This window comes from Pseudoalteromonas lipolytica (assembly GCF_001306915.1).
Taxonomy (GTDB): Bacteria; Pseudomonadota; Gammaproteobacteria; order Enterobacterales; family Alteromonadaceae; genus Pseudoalteromonas; species Pseudoalteromonas simplex.
Genome location: NZ_LJTC01000007.1, coordinates 124,551 through 149,302 on the forward strand (window position 1 = coordinate 124,551; position 24,752 = coordinate 149,302).

Genomic DNA, 24,752 nt, shown 5'->3' on the forward strand with positions numbered 1-24,752 from the left:
CTTAAAGCCCGCCTGATACATCGATAAAACTGCCTGTTGTGAATGAGGCTTGCTCACTTGCCAAAAAGTAAATCGCTGAGGCGACCTCTTCTGCTTCACCACCACGCCCTAGCGGCAACTTAGATTTTAACCTATCAACTCGGTTTGCTTCACCGCCATCGCGGTGCATATCGGTATAAATAAGGCCTGGTCTTACCCCATTAACCCGAATACCTTTACTCGCGACTTCTTTAGCAAGGCCTATCGTGAAGGTATCAAGCGCTCCTTTTGATGCGGCATAATCTAAATATTCATTTGGTGAACCTGTGCGTGAAGCACCCGATGAAACATTCACAATACTGCCTTTGTCCATACGCTTTATTGCTTCGCGCGCGCACAGAAAGGCGCCAGTAACATTACAGCTTAAAATAGCGTTGATACGCTTAGCATCCATCTCTAATAACGGCATTTGTGGCATCATCATCGCTGCGTTATTAACTAACACATCTAACCGAGAAACCTGAGTATCTAATTTAGCGAACATGGCGAGTACTTGCTGCTCATCGGCGATATCGGCTTGCAACAAATAGGCATTCACGCCAAGCACTTTTATCTCATCAGCGACCGGCTCTGCACTTGCGTGATCTGACTTATAGTTAATACACACATCATAACCATGTCTCGCAAACAGTTTTGCTGTCGCTGCCCCTATACCGCGGCCGCCTCCGGTAATAAGAACCACTGGATTCGTATTCATTCTGACTCCTTGAAAACTAACATAAACTGCTCACACACCAACGGCATCTCAGGGTGACATTGATAGCCTGTACCTGCGAGCTCTCGCTGATAATAATCCCAATGCACATGCTGCCAGTACTCAAGGCTTTTGTCGCCCTCACCTTCTAATGCGGCGTAATCGGCGCTTATTTGATTATATGGGGTAATAGTTACAGAGACGGTTTCAATAATGCCGAGGGGCTGTCCCTGCCAATTGGTAAAAATAGCTAAATCACCAACTTCAGGAAGGGTTTCATTATTGGCTTTAAACCAATAAAGTGAAGGGGTTGTGGCTTGTTTTACGCCATTTAAAACCAGTAATGCGCATTCATTAGCATCTTGCTCATTGTCACAAAAATGCCAACTTGGTAGTTCAGTCACTGCGCGGCCTGATTGCTCATTAAAGCGAGCAATCAACTGCGCGATACGCTGCTCGTTACTTAACTGCTGCAACGACAGAAATCTCTACAAGTAGTGCGTCACGCGCCATTTTTGCCTCAACACAAGCGCGAGCAGGCGCATGACCTTGTGGTACCCAAGCATCCCAAACTGCATTCATCTGTGCAAAGTATTCCATGCTTTTCAAGTAGATTGTGGCGCTTAGCATTTGCTCTTTGCTACTACCTGCTTCAATAAGTAGCGCTTCGACCTTATCCAGCATGGTTTGAGTTTGTTCGGTGATATCTTTTTCGGCATCGGCACAAACTTGGCCGCATAAGTAAACTGTGCCGTTATGCTTAACGATGCGGCTCATTCGGGCACCGGTTTGTAAACGTTCGATAGTCATAGTAAGAACTTAAAAAATTAAAAGTGGCGCTAATTTAGCAAATCCACTGTTAGATTTCGACGTTATTTGGCGAGTGAATACTTAGGTAGTGACTGCGCTGTTTGTGTTCATCATATTCGATAACAGCAATCGCCCCGGTATTGAAAATAGGCATATGACCTGGACTTAACTGATCAACTAAATAGCTAACAATAGGCATATGAGCAACGACCAACCAGGTATTGCAGTCTGGATGCATAGCAATCAAGGTTTCGAGGTAATCAGCGGCAACTTGCGGCACACCATCAGGGGTAATGTCGTTACAGGTTTCATTAAATTGTAACGAAATATGTTGCGTAGCATCGGCAGCTGTTTGTTGAGCACGAATGTAAGGACTTACCAACAGAGCATCTGGTTTATGATGTGTTGCTAACCATTGCCCCATTCGACTAGCTTCTTGGTGACCGGTCTCGGTCAGTTGTCTTGCTGCATCATCTGCTTGCATTGGCGTAGCTTCGCCATGGCGCATGATTAAGATTGTTTTCATAAAAAATCAACCGATTAAAGAATATAAAACAGTAGCCAGTTTGCTTGATTGTTCGCTATATTAGAATATCATCACTAGATACATTAAACATCCGCTTATGATATTCAGGTAGATTTTCGTAGCTCTGTCTTTTTTAGCTTTCCTGAAAATATCATCTGTTGTTAGGACATTAACGCACTCTTTCAGGAGCATCTTTTGAATATCAGCCGCAATGATAACAGAACATATCAACCCCTAACACTGGACAATGGTCTAAAAGTACTTTTAGTGCAAGACTTAGAGTCAACAAAATCAGCGGCTTCTATGGCGATTAACGCAGGCCATTTCGACGATCCTCTTGACAGACAAGGCCTTGCGCACTTTTTAGAGCACATGCTTTTTTTAGGCACTGACTTATACCCAGAATCGGGCGGCTTTTCTAATTTTGTATCACAATCTGGTGGCAACACCAACGCCTGGACTGGCACTGAGCACACTTGCTACTTCTTTGATATAAACAGCCAGCAGTTTGCTGAAGCACTAGCACAGTTCAGTCGTTTTTTTATCGCACCACTACTAAATCCTAAAGAGACTACAAAAGAACGCAATGCCATAGACGCAGAATTCAAACTAAAAATAAAAGATGATGGCCGACGAATTTATCAGGCTCACAAAGAAACGGTGAACCCAGCACACCCTTTTGCAAAGTTTTCGGTTGGTAACCAGCAAACCCTCGCGGATCGTGAGGGCTGCATCAGTGATGAGCTTCGTGCTTTCTTCGATAGTCATTATCAGGCTCAGTGGATGACACTGGTGGTCTGCAGCAATGAAGATATTGCGACCATGACCACCTGGGTAAAACAGTTATTTAGCGAAATAAAAGGTCAGCCAAAAAGTAAAGAGATTATAGAGCAGCCACTTTACCGTAAACAAGACTTAGGTAAGGTGTTACACATTGAGCCACATAAACATATGCAAAAGCTCATTATTAGCTTTGCGATGCCAAATATAGATGACTTTTATCGTCACAAAACCGTTAGTTTTATCGCTCACTTACTTGGCTACGAAGGCAAAGGATCGCTGTACTCTATTCTAAAAGAGCAAGGCTGGATCAATGCCCTCTCAGCAGGTGGTGGCATTAATGGCAGTAACTTCAAAGATTTTAATATCAGTATGGCGTTGACTGATGAAGGTATTGAATACTATGAAGATATCGTCGAAATGGTGTTTGAGTATATCTGCTTAATTAACCAAAACTGCGATAAATTGCCGCGTCTTTATCAAGACAAAAAGAACCTCTTGCAAATTGCCTTTGATAACCAAGAAAAAGCACGTTTAATTGATTGGGTGAGTAACTTAAGCATTAATATGCAGCATTACGATGAAGCCAATTATGTGCAAGGCGATTATTTAATGGAAGGCTTTAACCGCTGCGCTCATGAAATTGCCATGCAATGGCTAACACCTGATAACATGCGCTTGGTACTCATTCATCCAGGTGTTGAGCCTGAGCACACTACAGCTTGGTACAACACCCCTTATAAAGTAGAGGACATTTCAACAAGTTGGTTAGAAGCGCTAAGCGAAATAAACACGCCATTACCACAGATGTGCTTACCAAGTGCTAACCCATACCTCACCAAAGAGGTTGAGTTATTGCCTTTAGAAAAGCCAACTAAATCACCAGAGCTTTTAGTCAAAAGAGAGGGCTTTGATTTTTGGTTTAAACAAGATGCGACTTTCAGAGTGGCAAAAGGGCATTTTTACTTAGCGATGGACTCAACCTTTGCGATTAAAGATGTTAAGCACATGGCCCTTACCCGCTTATTTGCAGACTTGTTTATGGACAGTGTGGCTGAGCAGTTTTATCCGGCTGAGCTTGCTGGCCTTAGTTATCACTTAACCTCTCACCAAGGCGGGTTAACTCTACACACTGCCGGTCTTTCATCGAGTCAGTTGGAGCTAGTTAATGAGTTATTGGAAGCGCTATTTAATGTTGAAATCTGCGCAAAACGCTTTGCTGAGTACAAAAAGCAGCTAGTTAGACATTGGCGAAACAGCAATCAAAACAAACCTGTTAGCGAGCTATTTAGTATTTTGGGTGCGCAAATTATGCCATGGAACCCAGAGCCGAATGCCTTAGCGCAGGCTTTAAAAGATACGAGCTTCCATCAGTTTAATTGCTTTAGAAATGAGTTTTTTAAAGCCTTGCACGTTGAGTCTTTTTTACATGGTAACTGGCAACGCTCTGATGCGCTTAAGTTCCAAAAACAAGTGACTGAGCACTTAGCTGGCAGCACCACAATTATTGATTTAACGCGACCACTAAACGATATAACCGAAGTAGGTCAACAGCGCTTCATGTTAAATTGCAGCGATCATGCAATGGTACTGTACTATCAAGCACAAACGGATGACACCAGCGAAAAAGTGCAAATGATGGTACTTAACCATTTAATAAATCAAGATTACTTTAATGAGCTAAGAACAAAGCAACAACTCGGCTATTTAGTTGGCGCAGGCTATGCTCCGTTTAATACCCGGGCGGGTATCGCATTTTATGTGCAGTCACCTAAGCACAGTGCTGATGAGATACTTCAGCGTCACCAGCAATTTATTAATAATTATGTATCACAAGTAAACAGCATTTCTGAGCAGCAATGGTTAGATACCAAAGCGGGTCTTGTCACACATATTGCTGAAAAAGATAAAAATTTACGCTTACGCTCGCAACGTTTATGGTTGGCAATCGGTAATCGCGATACTGAATTTAATATGCAACGGCAGCTTTTAGAGGCACTTGATAAGTTAAGCCTTGCTCAAATGCAGCAGTATATTACCGAAACCTTTAGTGAAAACAGGCCAAGAATAGAACTTTTAAGTGAGCCAAAGGCCAAAAAACAGCCAAAAACAACCCTTTCTTCGCATTCTCTTTGACTCGAACGCGAGCTTAGATTAGATTAATTGTTGCGAATTAAAGTAATGCATTAATGACAAAAATAATAAAAATGATTTCTGCTTTTTTAACAATAAGTATGGCTGGGGTTTTTTCTGCATCCGCCAGCCCCATAGAGCTTGAACAGAGCACATTGTTGCTTATTCCAAGTGCTATCATGATGCTGTTATTGCCATACTTATTATTCATAATTTTTAAACTAAAACGCTCTCGACAGCAACTTCGTATCTCAGAACATCGTTTAAAAAGTACCGTAGAAGGTAGTGGTGACACCCTCTGGGACTGGAATATTAAAACCGGCGAGGTGCTACGAATTAATGATAAATACACTTCAGATACAAATAGTAGCAGCGGCTTTCCCCCTAATCGCGAATTAATTCACCCACACGACTTACAACACGTCGAAACAGCCCTTAAAAAACACTTCGCCGAGCATACCGCTTTTTTTGAAGCGAGTTACCGCATTAAAGACAGCTTTGGTCGTTGGCACTGGGTACTAGATCGCGGCAAGATCATCGAAAAAGACGCAAACCTCAACCCTTTGCGTATGACTGGCACTGTAAGAGATATTTCTCAGCTGAAATCAACAGAAGCACGTTTAAACCTATTCGCTAAATGCGTTGAGTCGCTAACTGACGCCATCGCTATTTACGATAAAAACTTCAAATTGGTTGACTTAAACCCAAGTTTTTTAACACTATTTGGTGGTACACGAGAGCAATACTTAAAGAAAGATTTTACCTTAAATGGCTATGACCAAAGCTATGTAGATGAAATTAAAGCCACCGTAAAAGCGACAGAACACTGGCAGCAAGAGGTAAAACTTCGCAATGCGAAAAGACAGCTGTTACCAATTGAAATTTCAATTGATGAAATCAAAAATGAGCACAACCAAATATGTAACTACGTAGTTGTTTTTTCAGATGAAACTGAGCGTAAAAAAGCAGAATCACAATTACATAACTTATCAAACCGTGACCGTACAACGGGCTTACCTAACCGAAACTTGTTTTTCACCAACCTGAAAAAGCTCGCTAAGCAAGATAATCATCACGCTTTGTTAGTGTTTGACCTAGATAACTTTAAGAAGATTAACGACTCTCTGGGTCACCAACTTGGTGATAGCTTATTGTCTAAGCTTGCGATGCGCTTGAATAAGTTAACCCGCGAAAAAGATGTGTTTTATCGTCTTGGCGGGGATGAGTTTGCGCTCGTAATGTCGGGCACCAACGATATTCATACTATCACTCGCATGGCTAAACTCTTTTTAGCCGCAATTGCTACACCTTTTAATATGGCAGGCCATGAACTGGTGATCACCTCAAGTGTCGGTATTGTGCTGTTTCCTGAAGATGGTAATACCCCCGAGTTATTACTTAAAAATGCGGATACAGCCATGTATCACGCTAAGAAAAAAGGTAATAGCTATCTGTTTTTCAACGACACAATGAACCGTGAAGCGGTTAAACGCTTACAAATCGAAAATTTAATGCGTTACGGTCTAAAAGAAGACCACTTTGAAGTGTACTACCAGCCAAAAATGAATATTCGTACAGGTAAACTAGATGGTATGGAAGCCTTGGTACGCTTCATTACCCCGAAAAAAGGTGTAATTAGTCCAGGTGTGTTTATCCCTATTGCTGAAGAAACTGGGCAAATTATCGAAATTGGTGAAGTTGTTTTAAACAAAGCATGCCGCGATGTAAAGGCGTGGATTGACCAAGGGTTATTCAACGGTCGTGTTGCAGTGAACTTATCCGCTAAACAGTTCAGCTTGCCCGATTTAACCACCCGTATTGATGTGATTTTGCAAAAAAATGAGCTGCCCTCTTACTTCCTTGAACTTGAGATCACCGAAGGTACGGTTATGGACGACCCAAACGAAGCTATTTCTGTCATGCGCTCACTCAGTGCCCGAGGTATTCACCTTGCAATGGATGACTTTGGTACAGGCTACTCATCGTTAGCTTATCTAAAACAGTTCCCGCTTAATACTTTGAAAGTTGATAAAGCCTTTATTGACGACATGCAAACAGAACGTGGCCGGAATATGGTCGACTCGATTGTAACCATTGCTCATAACCTTGATTTACATGTGGTTGCAGAAGGCGTTGAACAAGCCGAACAAGTCATGATGTTAGAGCAATTAAAATGTCAGACGGTACAAGGTTACTATTACTCAAAGCCACTATCACAGCCAGAATTTACCGCCTTCTTACAACAGCAACTCGATAAATCTGCGCCGAGCCTACTAAAAACAGCAAAAGCTTAAGGTCGCCAGCCACACGATTGATGGCCAACGTGACGCACAAATGCGCGGCGGTAGTGCATGTTAAATAAACACCAAGCAACAGGCCCAAGCACACCGCCTAACAGCATCCAGCGCTTTACCGGCATTCCTTTAGATAGAGACTCTAAATACATCACCAAAATAAATACACAACTCAAAAAGATAAATAACACACAGCACCTCATAAAAATCAGCGGCAGTGTACATAATTTCAGCAAGCTTTAAAACTTCACTCATGCTATAACCTCTATAAGGCTTATTTATACTGGCCTTTATGTTACAAAGCTTTACTTTCTAGGCTGTTGAAATGATGTACAAAAAGCAACCTCACTGTTATTATCGATGCGTGCTATCAGCACAAAGGAATATAAAAAATAATTATGAGGAATCGTTATGTCTGAAGAATCAGCTAACATCTATGAAGCACCAGAAGCTGAGCTTACTCAGCAAAACAACGGTGGTAATAAACCTATTTTAAACTTTGACCGCTTCTCTGCTTGGGGCGTGTTCTTTTTATGCCTTTTCACATTTGGTATCTATAGTGTTTATTGGTTAGTAAGCCGAACCAATAAAGCCAATGCATTAGCAAAAAACCAGGTAAGCCAAGGCTTAGTTTATGGCTATGTTGCTTTGTACATTGTGAATATTGCGTTGTCTTTTACAGGAATTTCACCTGAAATTGGTGGTATTGTGTCACTGATTTCGTTTGTTGTTGCCATTGTATTAATTTTCTCTCTTCGTACATCGATTAAAGAGTTAATTAATGAAGGTAGCAATGAACCAGTTCATTTAGGTGGTATTTTAACGTTTTTCTTTAACGTTATTTATTTCCAATACAAAATTAACGAAGCTATTGATAATCAAAAATAATCGTTTCGTTATTTAATAAAAAAGGCATTGAATTCAATGCCTTTTTTATTGCCGCTTGCTATTAGGGTTTTACAATGCCCCGGAGTGCTTCACATTTAAATAGGTGTTAAGCACATGCGGCAGTAACTGCTCAGGGTTACAGTCTATGGCTATTACACCTTGCTTTTTTAGCTTCGCCATATTGGCTTTATGTGAATTTAGTAGTGCTAATGCTGCACAGTAACTGGTTGCATCTTCGTACTTTTCAATAGGCTCATCGAGCACTTCATTTACAGCACGGTTATTAATATTAATAAGTGCCACTAAGTGGTGTTTTTGTAATAGCTTAATTGCAGGCATTAACTCATCAATGCTTTGCTCATCAAGGGTGGTAACTAATAACACTAAAGAACGTTTACTGCGTTTAGCAATTAATTGGTTCACAGCCACTAAATAGTCACTGCTGCTCTTATCTGGGTATAGATCATAAAAGTGATTCATTACCCGTGATACATTCTGTGCGCCTTTAACATCGGGTAACCAGCGCAGGTTTTGGTTAAAGCTTTGCATGCTAAACCAGTCACCTTGCTTTAAAACTGTATGCGACAGCAGTAACAATGCATTTAAAGCATGATCAAAGTGGCTACCTTCATTGGCTTCGATGGCCATTTTCTTAGAGGCATCGAGCATCACTATAACATGTTGGTTTTGCTCTTCTTGATACTCTCGAGAAATGAGTTTTCGACGCTTACTAGTCGCCTGCCAGTCTATTTGTCTAACACTATCACCTTGGCGGTATTCGCGTAACTGCTGAAACTCAATACCATCACCGCGCTTTTTAGTGAGTTTTAACCCTGAAATAGGCTTATTCACTACGCCATTTAAATGCTGCTTTGAAGCCACACGGCTAAAATCGGGATACACTTTTAGTTGAATCGCTTGCGCAGCTAGCCAGTTTGTTTGCCAAAGGCCAAATGGCGACCCAACCCTAAGTTCAATGGCACTGATCTGCGCATCGCCTCGCTTGTGAGCGCGTAATGTAAAGCTCTGCTTTGCTTGTTGCATTGCATTAATAAACACCGTTTGCTGTGGCTTTTGCAGCTCAATTGCATTGCTCAAATGAACACTGACATCTAGCATGGTCGCATGCTTCGCTTTGTTTTTAATCACTATCTGCAAGGGTTGGCGTCGATACAAAGCCATGTTGAGGTTCGTTTGTGCGCTTACTTCAAGTAAAGGCTCTGACTTTGCCGCCATATAATCGAAAAATGCGACCAATAAAGGCACTAGGAGCAAGGCCGTTAACACTAAGCTGTCAACCGATGCAATGGCACAGACAAACAACAATAACAGCAACAAGGCTGTTAATTGTACTAAGCGTTTTGCAGGTCTATGCTTGATGCGATTCATGAGCGCGGCGCTTCAACACTGGCTAAAATGGCATTGATCACTTCATCAAATGACACCCCTTCCAGCTCCAGATCAGCCGATAAAATTAATCGGTGCCTTAAAATATTCACAGACACTGACTTCACATCATCAGGAGTTACAAAGTCACGACCATTCATTAATGCCATTACTTTTGCGGCTTTAATAATATTAATTGAGGCACGTAACCCTGCACCGTGCAACACGCCCTGCCAAGTTCGTGAACTACGCACGATATCAACGGCATAATTAAGTATTTGTTCGTCGACTAAGATATCTGCACAAAGCTGTTTAATTTCCGCAATACGCTTAGCATCTAATACTGCTGGCAGCTGCTCTACTTTGGTTTCATTAGACACAATTTGTGTATTCAGTTTTAAAAGCTCAACTTCCGATTCATGAGAAGGAAAACCAAGCTCCACTTTCATCATAAAGCGGTCTAATTCAGCCTCTGGCAGTGGATACGTCCCCTCTTGATCTAACGGGTTTTGAGTGGCTAATACCATAAACGGTGAATCAATAGATAACGACTCCCCATCAATGGTGATTTGTTGCTCTTGCATCACCTCAAGAAGGGCTGATTGCGTTTTTGCGGGAGCACGGTTGATTTCATCAGCCAGTAAAATATTAGTAAATGCTGGGCCTTTTTTGATATTAAATTCACCTGATTTCATATCATACAAACTATGGCCAACAACATCTGAAGGCATTAAATCCGGTGTAAACTGCACTCGCGAAAAATCTACATTTAAGCTTTTTGCTAAGGCTCTAACCAGTAGCGTTTTGCCAAGCCCTGGAACTCCTTCAAGTAACACATGACCGCCCGCAAAGAGTACCGTAAGCACATCTTCAACAATGGCATCTTGACCGACTAACACACGCGAAATGTTATGCTTTACTTGTTTTACTGCATCAGCTGCCTCAACTAAGCTCATGCGATTAGTGTCTAATTCCGTGCTCATAAGGCATTCCTTAATTGTTTATATCGTTTTATATATTCTGTTCGTTGTTCTTTGGACTCAGGCAACTTGCTAGTAAGCAACTCAGCCACCTGTTGTTTTTCAAAATGAGTTAAATTAGCGATGATCTGCGCCTGCTTTTCAGCACTAAGCATCTTAAAGTTAGGCACTCGCGACTCTACTTTGGCGTAAAAATCTTTCTTGAGTGCAGTAAATAACACGGCTTCGTGACCATGCTCTGAATAAAAGTTTGCTACTGCACGAATATGCTGATTAAAGCTGGTTTTTACATCGAAGTCAGGAGCATAAGAGCGGCCGATGCGACTACTGATATGCCACACTGCAAGCACAATTAATAACAGCAACGTCACCACACATTGCCAGCTCCAGTGCCATAATTTGGCAAACCAATTTGGGTAAGTTAGATAAGGTACATAGGTTACTTTTTTAGCCCCTTTACTTAACCAAAGTAATAAACTGCCATGATCAAGGTGGCGAAGTCGGTAATTGGTAAAAGGTAACAGCGATGGCATCACAATGACCCGACCTTGACCAAACGCAAAGTCACACATCAGGGTGTTGCCGTTATCATTATTGGTACTCACACCGGGGCAGTTTTCAATAAAAAAGGCACGGCTTAGCTCAAGGTCAAGCTCAGTGTTTTCATCAATTGAGAGCGTACTATTTTTATGCCCCTCTTTGAGCATTGCAAAATCATATTCAAACACATCTTCTTGGCTTTCTACATTAATACCAAGCTGACTAAAAAATACGGTGCTATCAATTGCCAGCTCATCACGTTGCCTGTTTAATACATAAATCAAGCGTCCGCCTTCAGCGACCCAATCAGCCAGCTGTACATCTAACAGGTAAGAATCAGCTAGCACTGCCTCATCTAAAATTAAGATACTTTGTGGGTCTATGTTTAACTCATCACTTTGAGCTTGCTCTGCCAAGCGCTTGTTTTTATTCCAATCGATACCATTGGCTTTAAGTAGCCGCTTAGCCATCGTAAAGTTATCTTTTGCGACATCACTATGAAAGCCAATCTCTATTTCTTTTTTCTGCCAATCTAAAGAGGCAATACCCGCAATAGCAAATAGGCTAAACAATACGAGCGCCGCAATAAGCACAACCTTAAGCTTCATGGGCTTGCTCCTGAGTCTCTGCTGTCATAGCTGTAATTTGCTCAATCAGCTCGATAAAGTCGATATCAGGGGTTTTATGGCCCCAAGCGACCGTGACCCACGCAGAAAATAAGCGAGCAAAAATTGCTTGCCCTTGATTTGGCACCCTAGCATCAATTGCACGTTTACATTCGCGCTCAGTCATCGAGCGGTGTAAGCGCACTTCATGTCGTTGCTGCGCCCAACTCAGCGCATGATGAAGCAAATACGCCAGCGCCAAGCGGTGCTGCCCTTGCTCAAAACACTGCTTTGCAGCAGCAATTAAATCAGTAGGTAAATCCTTACTTTTAATTTCTGCAAATAAGGTTGGAATAACTGGCTGTTCATTCACTTTACTGCGCTCAGGCAAGCTTAAGTTGGCAAAAAAGCCACGTTTTTGCATCAGGTAATACACTAGCCAAATAACTAATAGGCCGACCAATACCCAAACTAACACGCCAAACACTTCACCAATGGCAGTAAATACATCGATAAGCCAAGACCAGTCACTATCTGATGAACTCGCTTTGGCTTCGATATTTGGCACCCACGTAGTCTCAGTTTCGATGACATTAGGCTCATTATAAAGAGCAGTAACTTGCTCTTTTACCGCTTGCTTATCGATTTGCTCTGCATAGCTTGTTGATGGTTGCAGCGTAAATGTTGTCAGCAGAAGAAGTGCTACAGCACTGACTACGCCTGCAAGACGGGTGCGAATATTTTTAAATGCCAGCTCGATATCCCAGCCCTCTAGTTCAACACGGCGGTGTAAATAAGCAAGGAAACCGCCAGTAACAAAAAGCGGCGCCACTAATGAAATACTGAAGATATAAATAAAGTTAAACGCTATCTCAACCCAGATTGGCGCTTCAAAAATTTGGTACATGGCTTCTTGTGCAGAGAATGAATGGGGCACAAGTGCAATTGTCAGTGCCGATATTCCCATCAATAAGATAAACTCAAAATGTACACAAAACAGCATCCACAATGTCTGCTTAGGCTTATTTGAAGCAAACAACACCTGCTTACGTTTGGTTTTGCGCTCACCTGATAGTCGCTCAAGTTGCTCTACGGGGGCTAAAAATGCTCTGTTTGGGCTGAGCCTAAAAACGGTTAAATGCGCAAGCATATCAGCGATTTTTAACTGCTTGAGTAACTTTAAGCTACTCATTAAGCTGACTGGCTGATTGAAAACCGCTTTTGACATGTAATCAAGTAATGGTCGCTCAAATACAGGTTTAAGCCACCAAACAACAAAGCCGCCTATGCCCCAGTTTACTAGAAAGCCAACAATTAAAAATACGGGCACGGCCATCATCAAATACAAAGAGACCAATGCGACAGCATGCTGCTTAACTAGCAACACTGTTAAATCAAAGGTTTCGTAAGCACTGCGCTTGCGAGGATTGAAGCTAAGACGATTAAGCTCCATAGCGCATTCCCCTGTACAAGCGAAAAATGACATAAGCCCAACAGCCGCTGCCAACTAAATATTTAACTTCGTTAGCAATATCACGGGGTGACCAAAATGCTTCGATAAAAGCGGCAATGACTAACATCAAAAATGCGCCAACAATCAGTGGAAGCGCTTTTTGAGCAGCCTGTTTCATCGCATATGCGCGGGTATACTGCCCAGGATTTAACAAGCCATAACCTATTTGACACCCAGCCGCTGAGGCAATGATGATAGCGGTTAACTCAAACGAGCCATGGGTTATTACAAACGAAAAAAACGGCCCTTCAAATCCAACATTGACAATGTGAGCCGCAACGGCACCAAAATAAAAACTATTGAACAACAAGAAAAAAGCAGCACCAACACAGAACAGAACACCACCTGCAAACATCTGAAATGCAATGCCAATATTATTGTAGATATAGACCCCGAACATCATCAGATCTTGTGATGCGCCGCGCTCAGCCGATTGAACGCTACCACTAGGGTTATACATTTGTTCGATATTAAGCACTGTACCTTGCCCTAAAAATGTATAAGCGGCATCAGGGTCAATTGTCACCCAAATAAAAGCAACTAAGGCCAATCCCCAAAATGCCAATAAGTTAATGCCAAGCATTAAACGATTTTCATACAGTGCACGTGGAAATGCCGTGCGGGCCACATGCCATATTTCAGAAAATTGATTGCTTCGAGATAAATAAAGGCGCTTTTGTCCTAATTGCACCAGCCTGTTTATTTGCTCAATCAACACTGGACTATATTGACGACTTTGCGCAATGGCTAAATCATTACAGACTTTGCGATACAAGTTAGGGAAGTTAACAGGTAAAGACTTTGCACTATTTTGCTCGCAAAGCGCTTCAAACTCATCCCAACTGACACTATTTGATTTTACAAATTGAGTTTGCTTCATTGCTTACCCTCCTGCTGCGGGTAATCGTTATCGTGTTGAACTTGACCTGCAAAGTGGCGTGCGTAACTAACAAGCTGCGCCTCAATCTCATGCTCTGCAGCAGAAAAGGGAGTAGCTAAAATAGCTGCCAACTCACGACGCCTTGCATCCGATAATTCATCATGACGCTCTGCAAAAGCAAGCACCGCTAATTGCTCTTCGGTGGTTAAGCTAATGGTAGGAATATGCACTTCTCCTTGTGATAATTCTGGGCGCATAGCTAACTCATCGTCGTAAATAACCATAGTGCCTGCAGCCCAATCACCAATGCGTTTAAAACGGTTGTTAAACAACATAACCACAAGGCCTAAGAAATAGCCTATAGGTAGCATATCGGCTGGACGTAGTAAGTTACGCACTACAATTTGCGAAAAGCTCGCTGGTAAGCCATTGTCTTGCACAACACGGATTTTAAGGCGTTTTTTACCCGGCGTTTGGCCATTTTCCATTTCAAACAGGATGTTATATCCCCATGAAATTAAAAAGTAAGCAATTAAGATAAGCCCCTGCCCTGCATCACCAAAGAAGGCCAATACAGTACCAACAGCAAGTAGAACCAAACTACGGATAATAAAATCGATAATGTAGGCATAGCTTCTGGCAACAACGCCAGCGGGAGTAATGGCGATATCAACGCCTTCAGGGAGTTTGATGTATTCTCTGTTTTCCAATCCGTGGTTCAACATTAATCTACTACTGATAATTATTATTGTTTTCGTAAGCCGATAATAATGCGCGTTTTTCGTTCCTTTTTCAATGAATTTTGTAATGAGCGAGTTACTAATAAAGCAAAAAACCGGCAAAAAGCCGGTTCTCTAATGGACCACAGAGTTATTTTTCTGCGCGTCCCATAAATTTTTGTTCAACGGTGTTGATACGAATACGGTCACCTGTTGAAATATGCTCAGGAACTTGAATCGTTAAACCCGTTGTTAAACGTGCAGGCTTTGAACGTGCACTTGCTGAAGCGCCTTTGATTGAAGGGTCTGTTTCTTCAACAACAAGCTCAACACTTGATGGTAAATCTAAGCCAACTGGTGAGCCATCAATCACAATCACGTGAAGGCCTTGAGTTTCTTCATTAACGAATAAAATCTCTTCGCTGATCGCTTCTTTATTAAGGTTATATGGCGTGTAGTCTTCATTATCCATGAAAACATACTCTTCACCATCAATGTAAGAGAACATTGCTTCGCGACGAATGAGATCAGCAAGCTTTAACATATCGCTGTCTTTAAATGTTTCATCAACTTTACCGCCTGTTACCACATCGTATAAACGCATGCGGTATAAACTGCCACCAGCACGACCTTGTGGTACAGAACGTTGAATATCTTTAACTACTAAAACACGGCCGTTATGCTCGATAGCGGCGCCTTTTTTAACTTCACTTGCCTTAGGCATGGGTGTATTCCTATCGTTTTTTGATGACAGAAATTTACCACGTAATAGCTTTTGTTCAATAAAAATTTACAGTTTAATCTCAGAGCCTTTATTTATATTATTTTTCAGCAAATTATAACGATAGTTGTCTCCAAACTACGAAAAAGCTGCTATGTTTATAACTACGAAAAATGACTTCAAGGATTGGATCATGAATCAACACACAGTACACGAGTATTTAATGAAAAAGCCATTGGTGATGATCACCCAACCATTTGGCCAAGATGTCGACGTTTACAAGGTGAATCATAAAATGTTTGCTACCCTTGCCGAGGGCAAAGAAGGTCAAACTGACGATGAGGGAAACCTTGTATGGTGGCTAAATCTGAAATGCGATCCAGATGAAGCCCAAGCACTGCGTGATATTTTCCCGTCGGTGATCCCGGGTTATCACATGAACAAACGTTTATGGAATACGGTTATTTTAGATGGCACCGTACCACAGGGAGAGATTGAACGAATGATTGATAATTCGTTTGATTTAGTGGTTGCGAATATGCCAGAAAAAGACAGAAAAGCAATTGAGCTTCATCTGTAAAATTGCGCACTGATCACGCTCTGTGATCAGTGCAACTTAAATGAAAATGATGATCGGTATACAAAACACCGCCAATAGCATACGCATCTAGTTGCTTATCGACTAACTGAAAACCACATTTCTCAAGTACTTTTTCTGAACCGATATTACCCTCGGTGACAACCGCTTTAAATTCACGCACAGCATGCTCTGATTTGGCGTAATCAAGCACCGCTTGCAAAGACTCTGTGGCATAGCCACGACCATGAAAGTTAGGCAGTAGCAAATAACCAACTTCTTGACTATCTGGCACTGTTGATGAAGTAAACCCCGTCACACCCACCTCTTTACCCGTACTGGTTTCAACAATAACTAAACAAAGTGGTGAATTCGAATTTGGCTGCCAAGGCTTTAAACGCTCATTAAACTTTGCTCGTAGTTGCGCCTCTGAGGGCTTATCGAAGCACTTCTCTATCACTTGAGCATCATTATGCAAAGTATAAAACAGCGGCCAGTCATCGGCATTTAACAGCCTTAATGTTAATCGCGCAGTGGTGAGAGTCATGGTGATTAATCGCTTTGTAAATAAACCTAGTTATAACAAACTGATTTCGTGAGTTAAATACCACTTATGGCCAATATAGAAGAAAAGCCCACATTTTTTAGACTTAACTTAGTTATACTTCAAAGCCAAAATGACTCCCGTCCGGGAGCTCAACATCAAGTCTTAAGGTACCCCCAGCAGCTTCAACATAGCGCTTTAATGATGATAATCTAACGTCACGACCTGGTTTCTCCATGTCAGATATCGTTGGCTGCTTGACGCCAAGCTCTTTCGCCATCTCACCTTGTGTTAGTTTCATATGTTCACGAAGCTCTGCTAAATGAATATTAAGAAGCATATCTGACGCCGCTTTCTTAGCTTTGGCTACCACTTCTGGTTTTTCATTCGCCAATAACTTTTCCAGTGTTCTAGCCATTATATTTACCTCTTTTCTAACTTATCTAGGTGAGCCGAATATTCACTATCAGCTATCGGGATCATTTGCTCATAAAACCTTTTTTCATTTGAGTTTTTATTACCCGCACAGAGAACAATCGCTTTTCGGTTTGGATCAAAAGCAAAAAAAGCACGTATCGGAATCCCTTTACTTTGAATCCTTAACTCCTTCATATTACTAAAACAAGAACCATACACTGTATCTGCATAAGGTCTTGCTAGCATAGGACCTCGCTCCTGAAGAACCATATACACACGCAAGTACATTAGTTCGGTCTGTGTCATCTAAGGCGTCAAACCAATTATCGAACCTGTCGGTTGTTTCAACTAACCACATATGAGTCCTCCTTGACCATAGATTTAAATCTATATAGATAATAACCTATAGTCAAGATTTAATCCGCTCAACTTCTAACCTAGTTCGAACCAATAAAAAAGCCCCGCTCAATGAGCAGGGCTTTTAAAATTAACTAATTTAAAGAATTAGCTTTTAGTCGTTTCTTTATCAGCTTCTTCTGACGCTTGCTCGTCTTCAACCACTTCTTTGGTTACTTCAACCGGATCGACAGGCTTAGCTTCAGCTACAGCCGGCTCTTCGCTTTCTGCTTGGTAAAAACGACCACCCTTTTCAGCCATTGCTTTTAACGTATCGCAAGGTGTGAAAATTGGGTTGTAGTTAGCAAAAGTCGCCATTTCTGAGCTCACTTGTGCTGCACCCAGTTTATCCATATAGCTAAATGGGCCGCCTAAGAATGGTGGGAAACCGATACCAAAAATAGCACCAATATCACCGTCACGCGGGCTTGCAATAATGCCATCATCTAAACAGCGCACCGCTTCGTTAAGCATTTGCGCAACACAACGTTTAGCAATTTCGCTCTTGTTTAAACGAGGTGATGGCGTAACACCAAGTAGCTCGTAAACTGACTCATCCACTTTTTTATCTTTCTTGTCGTAAAGATAAAAACCACGGCCAGTCTTACGACCTAAACGCTTAGAGTCGATTAAGCGATTGAAGGCATCCGGGGCTTTAAAACGCTCGCCCAATTCTTTTTCAAGGATTGGCGCAATTTTAGAACCGATATCAATCCCTACTTCATCAAGTAACGCTAAAGGCCCAACAGGGAAACCAAACTCAACCAATGCTTGGTCAATCTTTTCAATTGGCTCACCTGCAAGCAGTAAATTAGCCGCTTCATTGACATAAGGCGCTAAGATGCGGTTTACATAGAAACCAGCCATGTCTTTAACCACAATCGGTGTTTTACCTTGCTTACGGGCAAAGTTAACAACGCGAGCGATAGTTTCTTCAGACGTACCAGCGTGTGGAATGATCTCAACAAGTGGCATTTTCTCAACAGGTGAGAAGTAATGCAGACCAATTACATTTTCGGGACGCGCTGCATCAGCAGCAATTTGTGCAATTGGTAATGATGAGGTATTACTTGCAAAAATCGTGTTGTCTTGGCATTCGCGTTCTACATCAGCCACCATACCTTGCTTTAAAGCAAGATCTTCAAACACCGCTTCGATAACGATATCAATGTGTTTAAAGCCGCTGTAATCGGTAGTACCGGTAATGCGGTTCATGGTTTGCTGTAGATCAGCTTTAGATAAAATACGACGCTTTTGCTTTTTATCTAAAATCTTATAGCTGTAGTTCATTGCATTGCTGATGCCCTTTTCAGCCACATCTTTAATGCGCACTGGAACACCCGCTTTTACAGCACTAACATGGGCAATACCCGCGCCCATGAGGCCGCCACCTAATACTGCCGCTTTAGCGATCGCTGGTGCATCATCATTACGCCACTCTTTTTTCATTTCAGTGGTTGCAAAGAAAATACCGCGTAATGCTTTTGACTCATCACTCATTACCAGCGTGGCAAAACCTTCAGCTTCAGTTTTGTATGCTTTTAACTGATCAAGTTCAACACTTGCACGCACCGCTTTAATAATGGCTAAAGGTGCTGGGTAATGACCGCCTGTTTTCTTCAGCACGTTTTCTTGTGCTTTTTTGAAAATAATATTGCGGCCAAATGGGTTCGACTCAAGTAATTGGCTTAAACGATCTAACTTAGGTTTAGTAACTTTAGCCTTACCTTTAAGAGCAAACTCTTTAGCAACGTCAAGTAATACACTGTGTGGTACACAGTCATTTACTAAGCCTGTTTTCTTCGCTTGCTTAGCACGCACTTGCTTACCTGTAAGCATCCACTCAAGTGCTTTTTGCAAGCCAACTAATTTAGGTAAACGTTGAGTACCGCCACCACCAGGCAATAAGCCTAACTGTACTTCTGGCAAACCAAGCTTAGTGATATCGCTATCTGAACACACGCGATAATCACACGCTAAAGCAAACTCTAAACCGCCACCCAATGCAGCACCATGAATAGCACTTACTGTTGGGAAAGGCAGCTTTTTCATATCAAAAAATGCTTGCTGACACATTTCGCTTAACGCTAATGCATCTTCACGGCTATTGGCGCTATCAAGCATTTTAATATCAGCACCGGCGATAAAGTTATCGCTTTTACCACTGATAAATACCATGCCTTTTACTGCTTGCGCTTGTGCGTCTTTGAGTAAGGTTTTTAAATCTTCTGCAAAACTGCTGCGCAGGGTGTTCATTTTTTCACCCGGCACATCAATGGTTACAACGGCTACGCCGTCATCAGCCACTGATAAACTAAATACTGAATCTGTCATTACGCACTCTCCAATACAAAGGCTGCGCCTAAGCCACCCGCTGCACACGCAGTCGTAAGCGCTAAGCCGCCACCGCGACGATTAAGTTCATGTAAGCTTTGCGTGATCAGGCGCGCACCTGTTGCCGCAAATGGGTGACCGTATGCAAGTGAGCCACCTAATACATTGAACTTGTCCATGTTAATTTCGCCGATCGCTTTGCTGCGACCTAGCTTTTCTTGTGCAAATTTATCTGACGCAAACATCTTCATATTAGCCAGTGTTTGCGCTGCAAATGCTTCATGCATTTCGATTAAATCTAAATCAGCTAATGTGATACCTGCTCTATCTAAGGCAATTGGCGTTGAGTGCGCCGGACCCATTAGCATATCTTCATGTACACCAATTGCTGAGAAAGCAAAACTGCGTACATAACCTAGAATGTCGTAACCCAATGCTTTGGCTTTACTCTCACTCATCATTAATACCGCAGCCGCCCCATCAGTTAATGGCGTTGCGTTAGCTGCAGTCACTGATCCGTGCTGACGGTCAAATACTGGTTTTAATTTCGCGTAGCCTTCAACTGTTGAGTTATGACGAATGTTATTGTCTTGCTCAATAAAGCTCTTATAAGGTGCAACATGGGCAGTCATTACTTCGTCTTTCAGTTTACCATCAGCCCACGCCTGACTTGCAAGGGTGTGCGAACGATGTGCTAAGGCATCTTGATCTTCACGGCTGATGCTATGTGTTTTCGCCATTTGCTCTGCTGTTTGACCCATAGATAAACCAGTAGAGTACTCAGCGACCGCAGGCGGAACAGGAAGTAAATCTTTTAAACGTAATTTAGAGAAAATCTTTAATCGCTGACCAAGCGTACGTGCTTTGTTTAAATCAACAAGGCTACCGGCTAATTTTTTACTAACACCAATAGGTAATACAGACGATGAGTCAGCACCACCAGCGATACCTACTTGCACTGAGCCTGCCATAATTGACTCGGCTACGTTAGCAATGGCTTGGAAACTTGTTGCACACGCACGCGAAACAGAATAAGCATCAACAGAAACAGGCATACCCGTACCTAATACGATTTCACGGGCAATATTTGGCGCTTCTGGCATTTGCACTACTTGTCCAAATACAAGTTGGTCAATTTCAGATTTATCAAAGTTAAGTCGTTCAAGCATTTCGTTGACAACTAACTTACCCATATCAAGGGCTGGTACATGATGGAATGCTGTGGCTTGCTTTGCGAATGGCGTTCGCAGGCCGCTAACGATAGCGATACGATCGCCTTTTGCTGTTTTAAGTATATTTTGCTCAGACATTTATGCTCTCCCGCTGACAGGTCTGACCTGTTTGTTTTTCCTGATTCTAAAACAACCCGTGTACGAATGCCAATAGTAAGTTTTCAACCATAGGCTTTTTTCGGCCTATTTACAAAAAAACACCGTATTTATATGGTAGGCTAAAAATCCTTAAAAAATAACGAACTATTTGAGGATTTTGTGTCTAACACTTGTGTTATAACTTTTGAATCCTTATAACTTGTTAATAGCGCCCCATTACGGTACCGCGCAAATAATTTATCGGTACTGAATATAACGCATCGGCGCATAACAAAAACAATTTTTGACTCACGCTTTTAGGACAGTCTTTTTATTATGGCAGTTAACGCATTTTCACAATTAAAATCATACCTAGACACGCAAATTATCGGCCAACCACAATTAACTCAAGCACTGTTAATCGCAATTTTGGCAGATGGCCACTTATTAGTTGAAGGCCCTCCGGGTCTTGCGAAAACGCGTGCAGTCAATGCCTTAGCGAAAGGCGTTGAAGGCAGTTTCCAACGTGTACAATTTACCCCAGACTTATTACCTGCAGATGTAACTGGTACCGATATTTATCGCCAGCAAACCAGTGAGTTCGTATTTGAAAAAGGCCCATTATTTCATAACCTAATTTTGGCAGATGAAATAAACCGTGCCCCTGCTAAAGTGCAATCTGCTCTTCTTGAAGCCATGGCTGAACGCCAAGTAACGGTCGGTAAAAACACCTATCCACTGTCTGATCTATTTATGGTTATGGCAACCCAAAACCCGCTAGAGCAAGAAGGCACTTACCCTCTGCCAGAAGCTCAGCTTGACCGCTTCTTATTGCATTTGAGCATTGATTACCCGGGTGCTGAACACGAATTAGATATCCTACGCCTAACCCGTGGCGAGGCTATTTCTGACAAGCAAGCAACGACACAACAAATTAGTCAAAGTGAGTTATTTGCTGCCCGTAAAGCCATATTAGGTTTGTATTTAGCTGAGCCGCTTGAGAAATACCTAGTACAGTTAATTGTTGCCACTCGTGAAGCAGCTGAGCTTGATGAGCAACTTGGTCGCTGGATTGAATATGGCGCAAGCCCACGTGCAACCATTGCCCTTGATAAGTGTGCCCGCGCGCATGCTTGGCTTGAAGGCCGTGACTTTGTTGCCCCAGATGATATTCAAGCAGTGCTGCATAATGTATTGCGTCACCGTATTATCTTAAGTTACGAAGCACAGGCCGATGGCATCAGTAAAGACGATGTGATCAGCCGTATTTTAGAATTGGTGGCAGTGCCATAAGCTATGTCGAGCCAATTTGATACAGCGGCGTGGTTAGCAGCGAGTCATAGTCAAGGCGTTAATTTATCACTCAAAGAGTTGATGTATTACAAAGCCAAAGCTCGTTTGCTAGAACTTGCGCCCAAAGTAAAAATCAAAAACAGCTTAGCTGGGCAATACCTTGCACCTCATAAAGGGCGTGGTATGGAGTTTGCCGAGGTGCGCCATTACCAAGCCGGTGATGACATACGCTCTATCGACTGGCGTGTTACTGCACGGACTGGCGAAACCCACACTAAGCTGTTTCAAGAAGAAAAAGAACGCCCTGTTTTTGTCTTTACCGACTTTTCTAACTCGATGCTGTTTGGCTCAAAGTTACTGTTGAAGTCAGTGCAAGCAGCGCACATCAGCGCACTGGTTGCTTGGTCGGCGTGTCAACGAGGTGATCGCATTGGTGGCTTGGTGTTTAATCAGCAAGGTCATCACGAATTAAAACCGACCTCACGTGAAAAAGCCGTGTTAAAGCTTTGTCATAACTTATGTGATATTCACAGCCAAGCTCTGACTAATATCGATCAAACAGCCACCAGCTTATTTAGCGAAAACCTTAAACGCCTTAATCATTTAGCAAAACCAGGGAGCTTGGTTTATATCGTCTCTGATTTTAGTGCCCTTGATGAAGCAAGTTTCAAACAACTTGAAATGCTGAGCAGGCACTGTGAATTGATTGGCTGCCATATAAGCGATCCGTTCGAGCACCAGCTACCTGCTTTTAAACAAACGGTGACTGTATCAGCAAATGGCCAAGAGCTTGCTTTACCACTAATGGATAAGCAATTTCGCGAGCGCTTTGCTAAGTCTGCCCAAGAGTCGTTTTCTAACAGATTAAAACGCTTACAAAAATCTGGGCTTAGTTTAATTTCATTCAGTGCAGCCACGCCTCTTGAGCTGCAATTAGTGAGAAAGTAACAATGCAAAAAAATCCGCTAGATGGCTTACATGATGTCATTGCACCGACCGAGGTTGCATGGTGGCCACTTGCTCCAATTTGGTGGCTAATTATCGCCTTAGTTGGTTCGTTATTAATTATCGGCTTAGTGCTTTTATATAAAAACCAGCAATTTAAAAAAGCCAAAAAACAAGCCATTAAGATAAGTAAAACCCTTAGTGATGATGACGCGCAAGAGCTACACATTATTTTAAAACGCTTAACTCGTCATTATTACAGCAATCAGCTTGCTTCTCAGCCTTTGGCAAAGTGGTCTGAAAGTTTATCGAAACTGAGTGGCGATAAATTTAGTTACGACGAATTGATGCCGCTTTATCAACAACAAAGTAATAATGCTGAACTTGCAGCTAAATTACGCAATGCTATTAGCAACTTTAAACTCAAGGAGCCAATTAATGTTTGAGTTTAGTTGGCCATGGTGTTTTGTGCTTTTACCTCTGCCTTGGATATTAAGCCGCTTTATGCCGTTAAAGCAACAAGGGCAGTTACGTTTACGTATTCCTGGCTTTGCTAAGCTTGGCTTAAATAATCAAGCAGTACAGCAACACAGCCGAAAAGTTTCATTGCTTGAATGGGCTGTTTGGATCTCTTTAGTTGTCGCTATTGCAAACCCAACTTGGCTTGATGAACCTATCACACAGCCTAATGAAGGCCGCGATATTATGCTGGCGGTGGACTTATCTGGCTCTATGACAGAGCAAGATATGGAGTATCGAAATAATCAATATGTAGATAGGCTCACTATGGTAAAAGCTGTACTCAGTGATTTTATCGAGCAGCGTCAAGGTGACCGCCTTGGTCTTATCTTATTTGGGGATACCGCATTTTTACAAACCCCCCTTACCCGTGATGTTAAAACGGTGAGCCAAATGCTCAGCGAAGCGCAAATTGGCCTAGTAGGTAGAGCAACAGCCATCGGTGATGCGTTAGGTTTATCCGTAAAACGTTTTGCTAATAAAGATGAAAGTAACCGTATCGTAGTGCTATTAACCGATGGTCAAAACACTGCCGGTAACCTTGATCCAGAAGATGCGCTACTGTTAGCCCGCGAAGAAGGCATTAAAGTGTATACCATAGGTGTTGGCTCAGATAGTAAACGTGGCTTTAGCCTGTTTAATATGGGTGGTATGAGTGGTGGTAACTTGGATGAAACTTTACTAAAACGCATTGCCGAGCAAACTGGCGGCTTATACTTTAGAGCAAAAGATGTGGCTGGTTTACAGCAAATTTATCAAGAGCTCGATAAGCTTGAGCCAATTAGTAGCGATGAACAAACGTTCCGCCCACAAATTTCATTGTTTTATATTCCACTACTTGTGGCGCTGGGCTTAATAAGCTTAGCAATGCTCGTCAGTTTTATTCGCCAATTTAAGCAGGAGAGCTAG

General features: G+C 42.2%; 24 protein-coding genes and 1 pseudogene. 8 read left to right on the forward strand and 17 right to left on the reverse strand.

The annotated features are described in order from the left end of the window. Nucleotide 1: 1 nt before the first annotated feature. The 4 genes from AOG27_RS11710 to sixA are packed head-to-tail and all read right to left on the reverse strand — an operon-like array spanning nucleotide 2 to nucleotide 2,069. Entirely contained in the window at nucleotides 2–736 is a 735-nt protein-coding gene (locus tag AOG27_RS11710; protein WP_054553199.1) for an SDR family oxidoreductase, read from the reverse strand. Beyond that, entirely contained in the window at nucleotides 733–1,209 is a 477-nt protein-coding gene (locus AOG27_RS11715; protein WP_054553200.1) for an ASCH domain-containing protein, read from the reverse strand. Before AOG27_RS11715 ends, AOG27_RS11710 begins: the two co-directional genes overlap by 4 nt. Next, nucleotides 1,193–1,543 carry a RidA family protein gene (locus AOG27_RS11720; RefSeq protein ID WP_054553201.1) on the reverse strand — a complete coding sequence of 117 codons (351 nt, stop codon included), beginning with the start codon at nucleotides 1,541–1,543 and terminating at the stop codon, nucleotides 1,193–1,195. Before AOG27_RS11720 ends, AOG27_RS11715 begins: the two co-directional genes overlap by 17 nt. Before the next feature lie 49 nt (nucleotides 1,544–1,592). After that, nucleotides 1,593–2,069 (reverse strand): phosphohistidine phosphatase SixA, encoded by a 477-nt coding sequence (gene sixA, locus AOG27_RS11725; protein WP_054553202.1) that lies wholly within the window; start codon nucleotides 2,067–2,069, stop codon nucleotides 1,593–1,595. Nucleotides 2,070–2,264: 195 nt separating this feature from the next. Between sixA and AOG27_RS11730 the strand changes: the two genes are divergently transcribed. Both AOG27_RS11730 and AOG27_RS11735 read left to right on the forward strand, forming a co-directional pair. Further along, nucleotides 2,265–4,985 carry an insulinase family protein gene (locus AOG27_RS11730; protein ID WP_054553203.1) on the forward strand — a complete coding sequence of 907 codons (2,721 nt, stop codon included), beginning with the start codon at nucleotides 2,265–2,267 and terminating at the stop codon, nucleotides 4,983–4,985. Between the two features lie 176 nt (nucleotides 4,986–5,161). Then, a complete protein-coding gene (locus AOG27_RS11735; RefSeq protein WP_410445947.1) occupies nucleotides 5,162–7,276 on the forward strand; it encodes an EAL and GGDEF domain-containing protein in 2,115 nt (704 codons plus the stop codon). Here AOG27_RS11735 and AOG27_RS21590 read toward each other — a convergent pair. Further along, on the reverse strand, nucleotides 7,273–7,467 hold the full coding sequence (locus AOG27_RS21590) for a hypothetical protein (protein ID WP_054553205.1): 195 nt from the start codon (nucleotides 7,465–7,467) through the stop codon (nucleotides 7,273–7,275). The two genes, AOG27_RS11735 and AOG27_RS21590, sit on opposite strands and share 4 nt — an antisense overlap. Before the next feature lie 220 nt (nucleotides 7,468–7,687). Between AOG27_RS21590 and AOG27_RS11745 the strand changes: the two genes are divergently transcribed. Next, on the forward strand, nucleotides 7,688–8,164 hold the full coding sequence (locus tag AOG27_RS11745) for a DUF4234 domain-containing protein (RefSeq protein ID WP_054553206.1): 477 nt from the start codon (nucleotides 7,688–7,690) through the stop codon (nucleotides 8,162–8,164). Nucleotides 8,165–8,233: 69 nt separating this feature from the next. On the opposite strand, the gene AOG27_RS11750 is transcribed toward AOG27_RS11745, so the two are convergent. From AOG27_RS11750 to yeiP, 7 genes are all read right to left on the reverse strand, one after another. Further along, nucleotides 8,234–9,553 (reverse strand): DUF58 domain-containing protein, encoded by a 1,320-nt coding sequence (locus tag AOG27_RS11750; protein WP_054553207.1) that lies wholly within the window; start codon nucleotides 9,551–9,553, stop codon nucleotides 8,234–8,236. Continuing rightward, a complete protein-coding gene (locus AOG27_RS11755; protein WP_054553208.1) occupies nucleotides 9,550–10,533 on the reverse strand; it encodes an AAA family ATPase in 984 nt (327 codons plus the stop codon). Before AOG27_RS11755 ends, AOG27_RS11750 begins: the two co-directional genes overlap by 4 nt. After that, a complete protein-coding gene (locus tag AOG27_RS11760; protein WP_054553209.1) occupies nucleotides 10,530–11,678 on the reverse strand; it encodes a DUF4350 domain-containing protein in 1,149 nt (382 codons plus the stop codon). Before AOG27_RS11760 ends, AOG27_RS11755 begins: the two co-directional genes overlap by 4 nt. Continuing rightward, nucleotides 11,668–13,128: a hypothetical protein gene (locus tag AOG27_RS11765; RefSeq protein WP_054553210.1), complete on the reverse strand. Its 1,461-nt coding sequence runs from the start codon at nucleotides 13,126–13,128 to the stop codon at nucleotides 11,668–11,670. Before AOG27_RS11765 ends, AOG27_RS11760 begins: the two co-directional genes overlap by 11 nt. Further along, entirely contained in the window at nucleotides 13,118–14,068 is a 951-nt protein-coding gene (locus tag AOG27_RS11770) for a stage II sporulation protein M (RefSeq protein WP_054553211.1), read from the reverse strand. The genes AOG27_RS11765 and AOG27_RS11770 overlap by 11 nt, the downstream gene beginning before the upstream one ends. Then, complete coding sequence (locus tag AOG27_RS11775; RefSeq protein ID WP_054553212.1) at nucleotides 14,065–14,793, reverse strand: RDD family protein; 729 nt, start codon at nucleotides 14,791–14,793, stop codon at nucleotides 14,065–14,067. The genes AOG27_RS11770 and AOG27_RS11775 overlap by 4 nt, the downstream gene beginning before the upstream one ends. 145 nt (nucleotides 14,794–14,938) lie before the next feature. Continuing rightward, on the reverse strand, nucleotides 14,939–15,511 hold the full coding sequence (yeiP, locus tag AOG27_RS11780; RefSeq protein WP_054553213.1) for an elongation factor P-like protein YeiP: 573 nt from the start codon (nucleotides 15,509–15,511) through the stop codon (nucleotides 14,939–14,941). Nucleotides 15,512–15,701: 190 nt separating this feature from the next. Here yeiP and AOG27_RS11785 point away from each other — a divergent pair, with 190 nt between their 5' ends. After that, entirely contained in the window at nucleotides 15,702–16,088 is a 387-nt protein-coding gene (locus tag AOG27_RS11785) for an MmcQ/YjbR family DNA-binding protein (RefSeq protein WP_054553214.1), read from the forward strand. Between the two features lie 13 nt (nucleotides 16,089–16,101). On the opposite strand, the gene AOG27_RS11790 is transcribed toward AOG27_RS11785, so the two are convergent. The 5 genes and pseudogenes from AOG27_RS11790 to fadI all read right to left on the reverse strand — a co-directional run bounded on the left by AOG27_RS11790 (nucleotide 16,102) and on the right by fadI (nucleotide 21,086). Next, a complete protein-coding gene (locus AOG27_RS11790; RefSeq protein WP_054553215.1) occupies nucleotides 16,102–16,632 on the reverse strand; it encodes a GNAT family N-acetyltransferase in 531 nt (176 codons plus the stop codon). Nucleotides 16,633–16,744: 112 nt separating this feature from the next. Beyond that, nucleotides 16,745–17,047, reverse strand: coding sequence for a helix-turn-helix domain-containing protein (locus AOG27_RS11795; protein ID WP_054553216.1), 303 nt, complete (start codon nucleotides 17,045–17,047; stop codon nucleotides 16,745–16,747). 5 nt (nucleotides 17,048–17,052) lie between these two features. Further along, a pseudogene (locus AOG27_RS11800) lies at nucleotides 17,053–17,404 on the reverse strand (type II toxin-antitoxin system RelE/ParE family toxin). 146 nt (nucleotides 17,405–17,550) lie between these two features. Further along, a complete protein-coding gene (fadJ, locus tag AOG27_RS11805; protein WP_054553217.1) occupies nucleotides 17,551–19,776 on the reverse strand; it encodes a fatty acid oxidation complex subunit alpha FadJ in 2,226 nt (741 codons plus the stop codon). Beyond that, nucleotides 19,776–21,086, reverse strand: a complete 1,311-nt coding sequence (gene fadI / locus AOG27_RS11810) for an acetyl-CoA C-acyltransferase FadI (protein ID WP_054553218.1) — start codon at nucleotides 21,084–21,086, stop codon at nucleotides 19,776–19,778. Before fadI ends, fadJ begins: the two co-directional genes overlap by 1 nt. Nucleotides 21,087–21,422: 336 nt before the next feature. Between fadI and AOG27_RS11815 the strand changes: the two genes are divergently transcribed. The 4 genes from AOG27_RS11815 to AOG27_RS11830 are packed head-to-tail and all read left to right on the forward strand — an operon-like array spanning nucleotide 21,423 to nucleotide 24,752. Continuing rightward, complete coding sequence (locus AOG27_RS11815) at nucleotides 21,423–22,379, forward strand: AAA family ATPase (protein WP_054553219.1); 957 nt, start codon at nucleotides 21,423–21,425, stop codon at nucleotides 22,377–22,379. 3 nt (nucleotides 22,380–22,382) lie between these two features. After that, entirely contained in the window at nucleotides 22,383–23,327 is a 945-nt protein-coding gene (locus AOG27_RS11820; RefSeq protein ID WP_054553220.1) for a DUF58 domain-containing protein, read from the forward strand. Between the two features lie 2 nt (nucleotides 23,328–23,329). Continuing rightward, nucleotides 23,330–23,770: a DUF4381 domain-containing protein gene (locus tag AOG27_RS11825; RefSeq protein WP_054553221.1), complete on the forward strand. Its 441-nt coding sequence runs from the start codon at nucleotides 23,330–23,332 to the stop codon at nucleotides 23,768–23,770. Beyond that, a complete protein-coding gene (locus AOG27_RS11830; protein WP_054553222.1) occupies nucleotides 23,763–24,752 on the forward strand; it encodes a vWA domain-containing protein in 990 nt (329 codons plus the stop codon). Before AOG27_RS11825 ends, AOG27_RS11830 begins: the two co-directional genes overlap by 8 nt.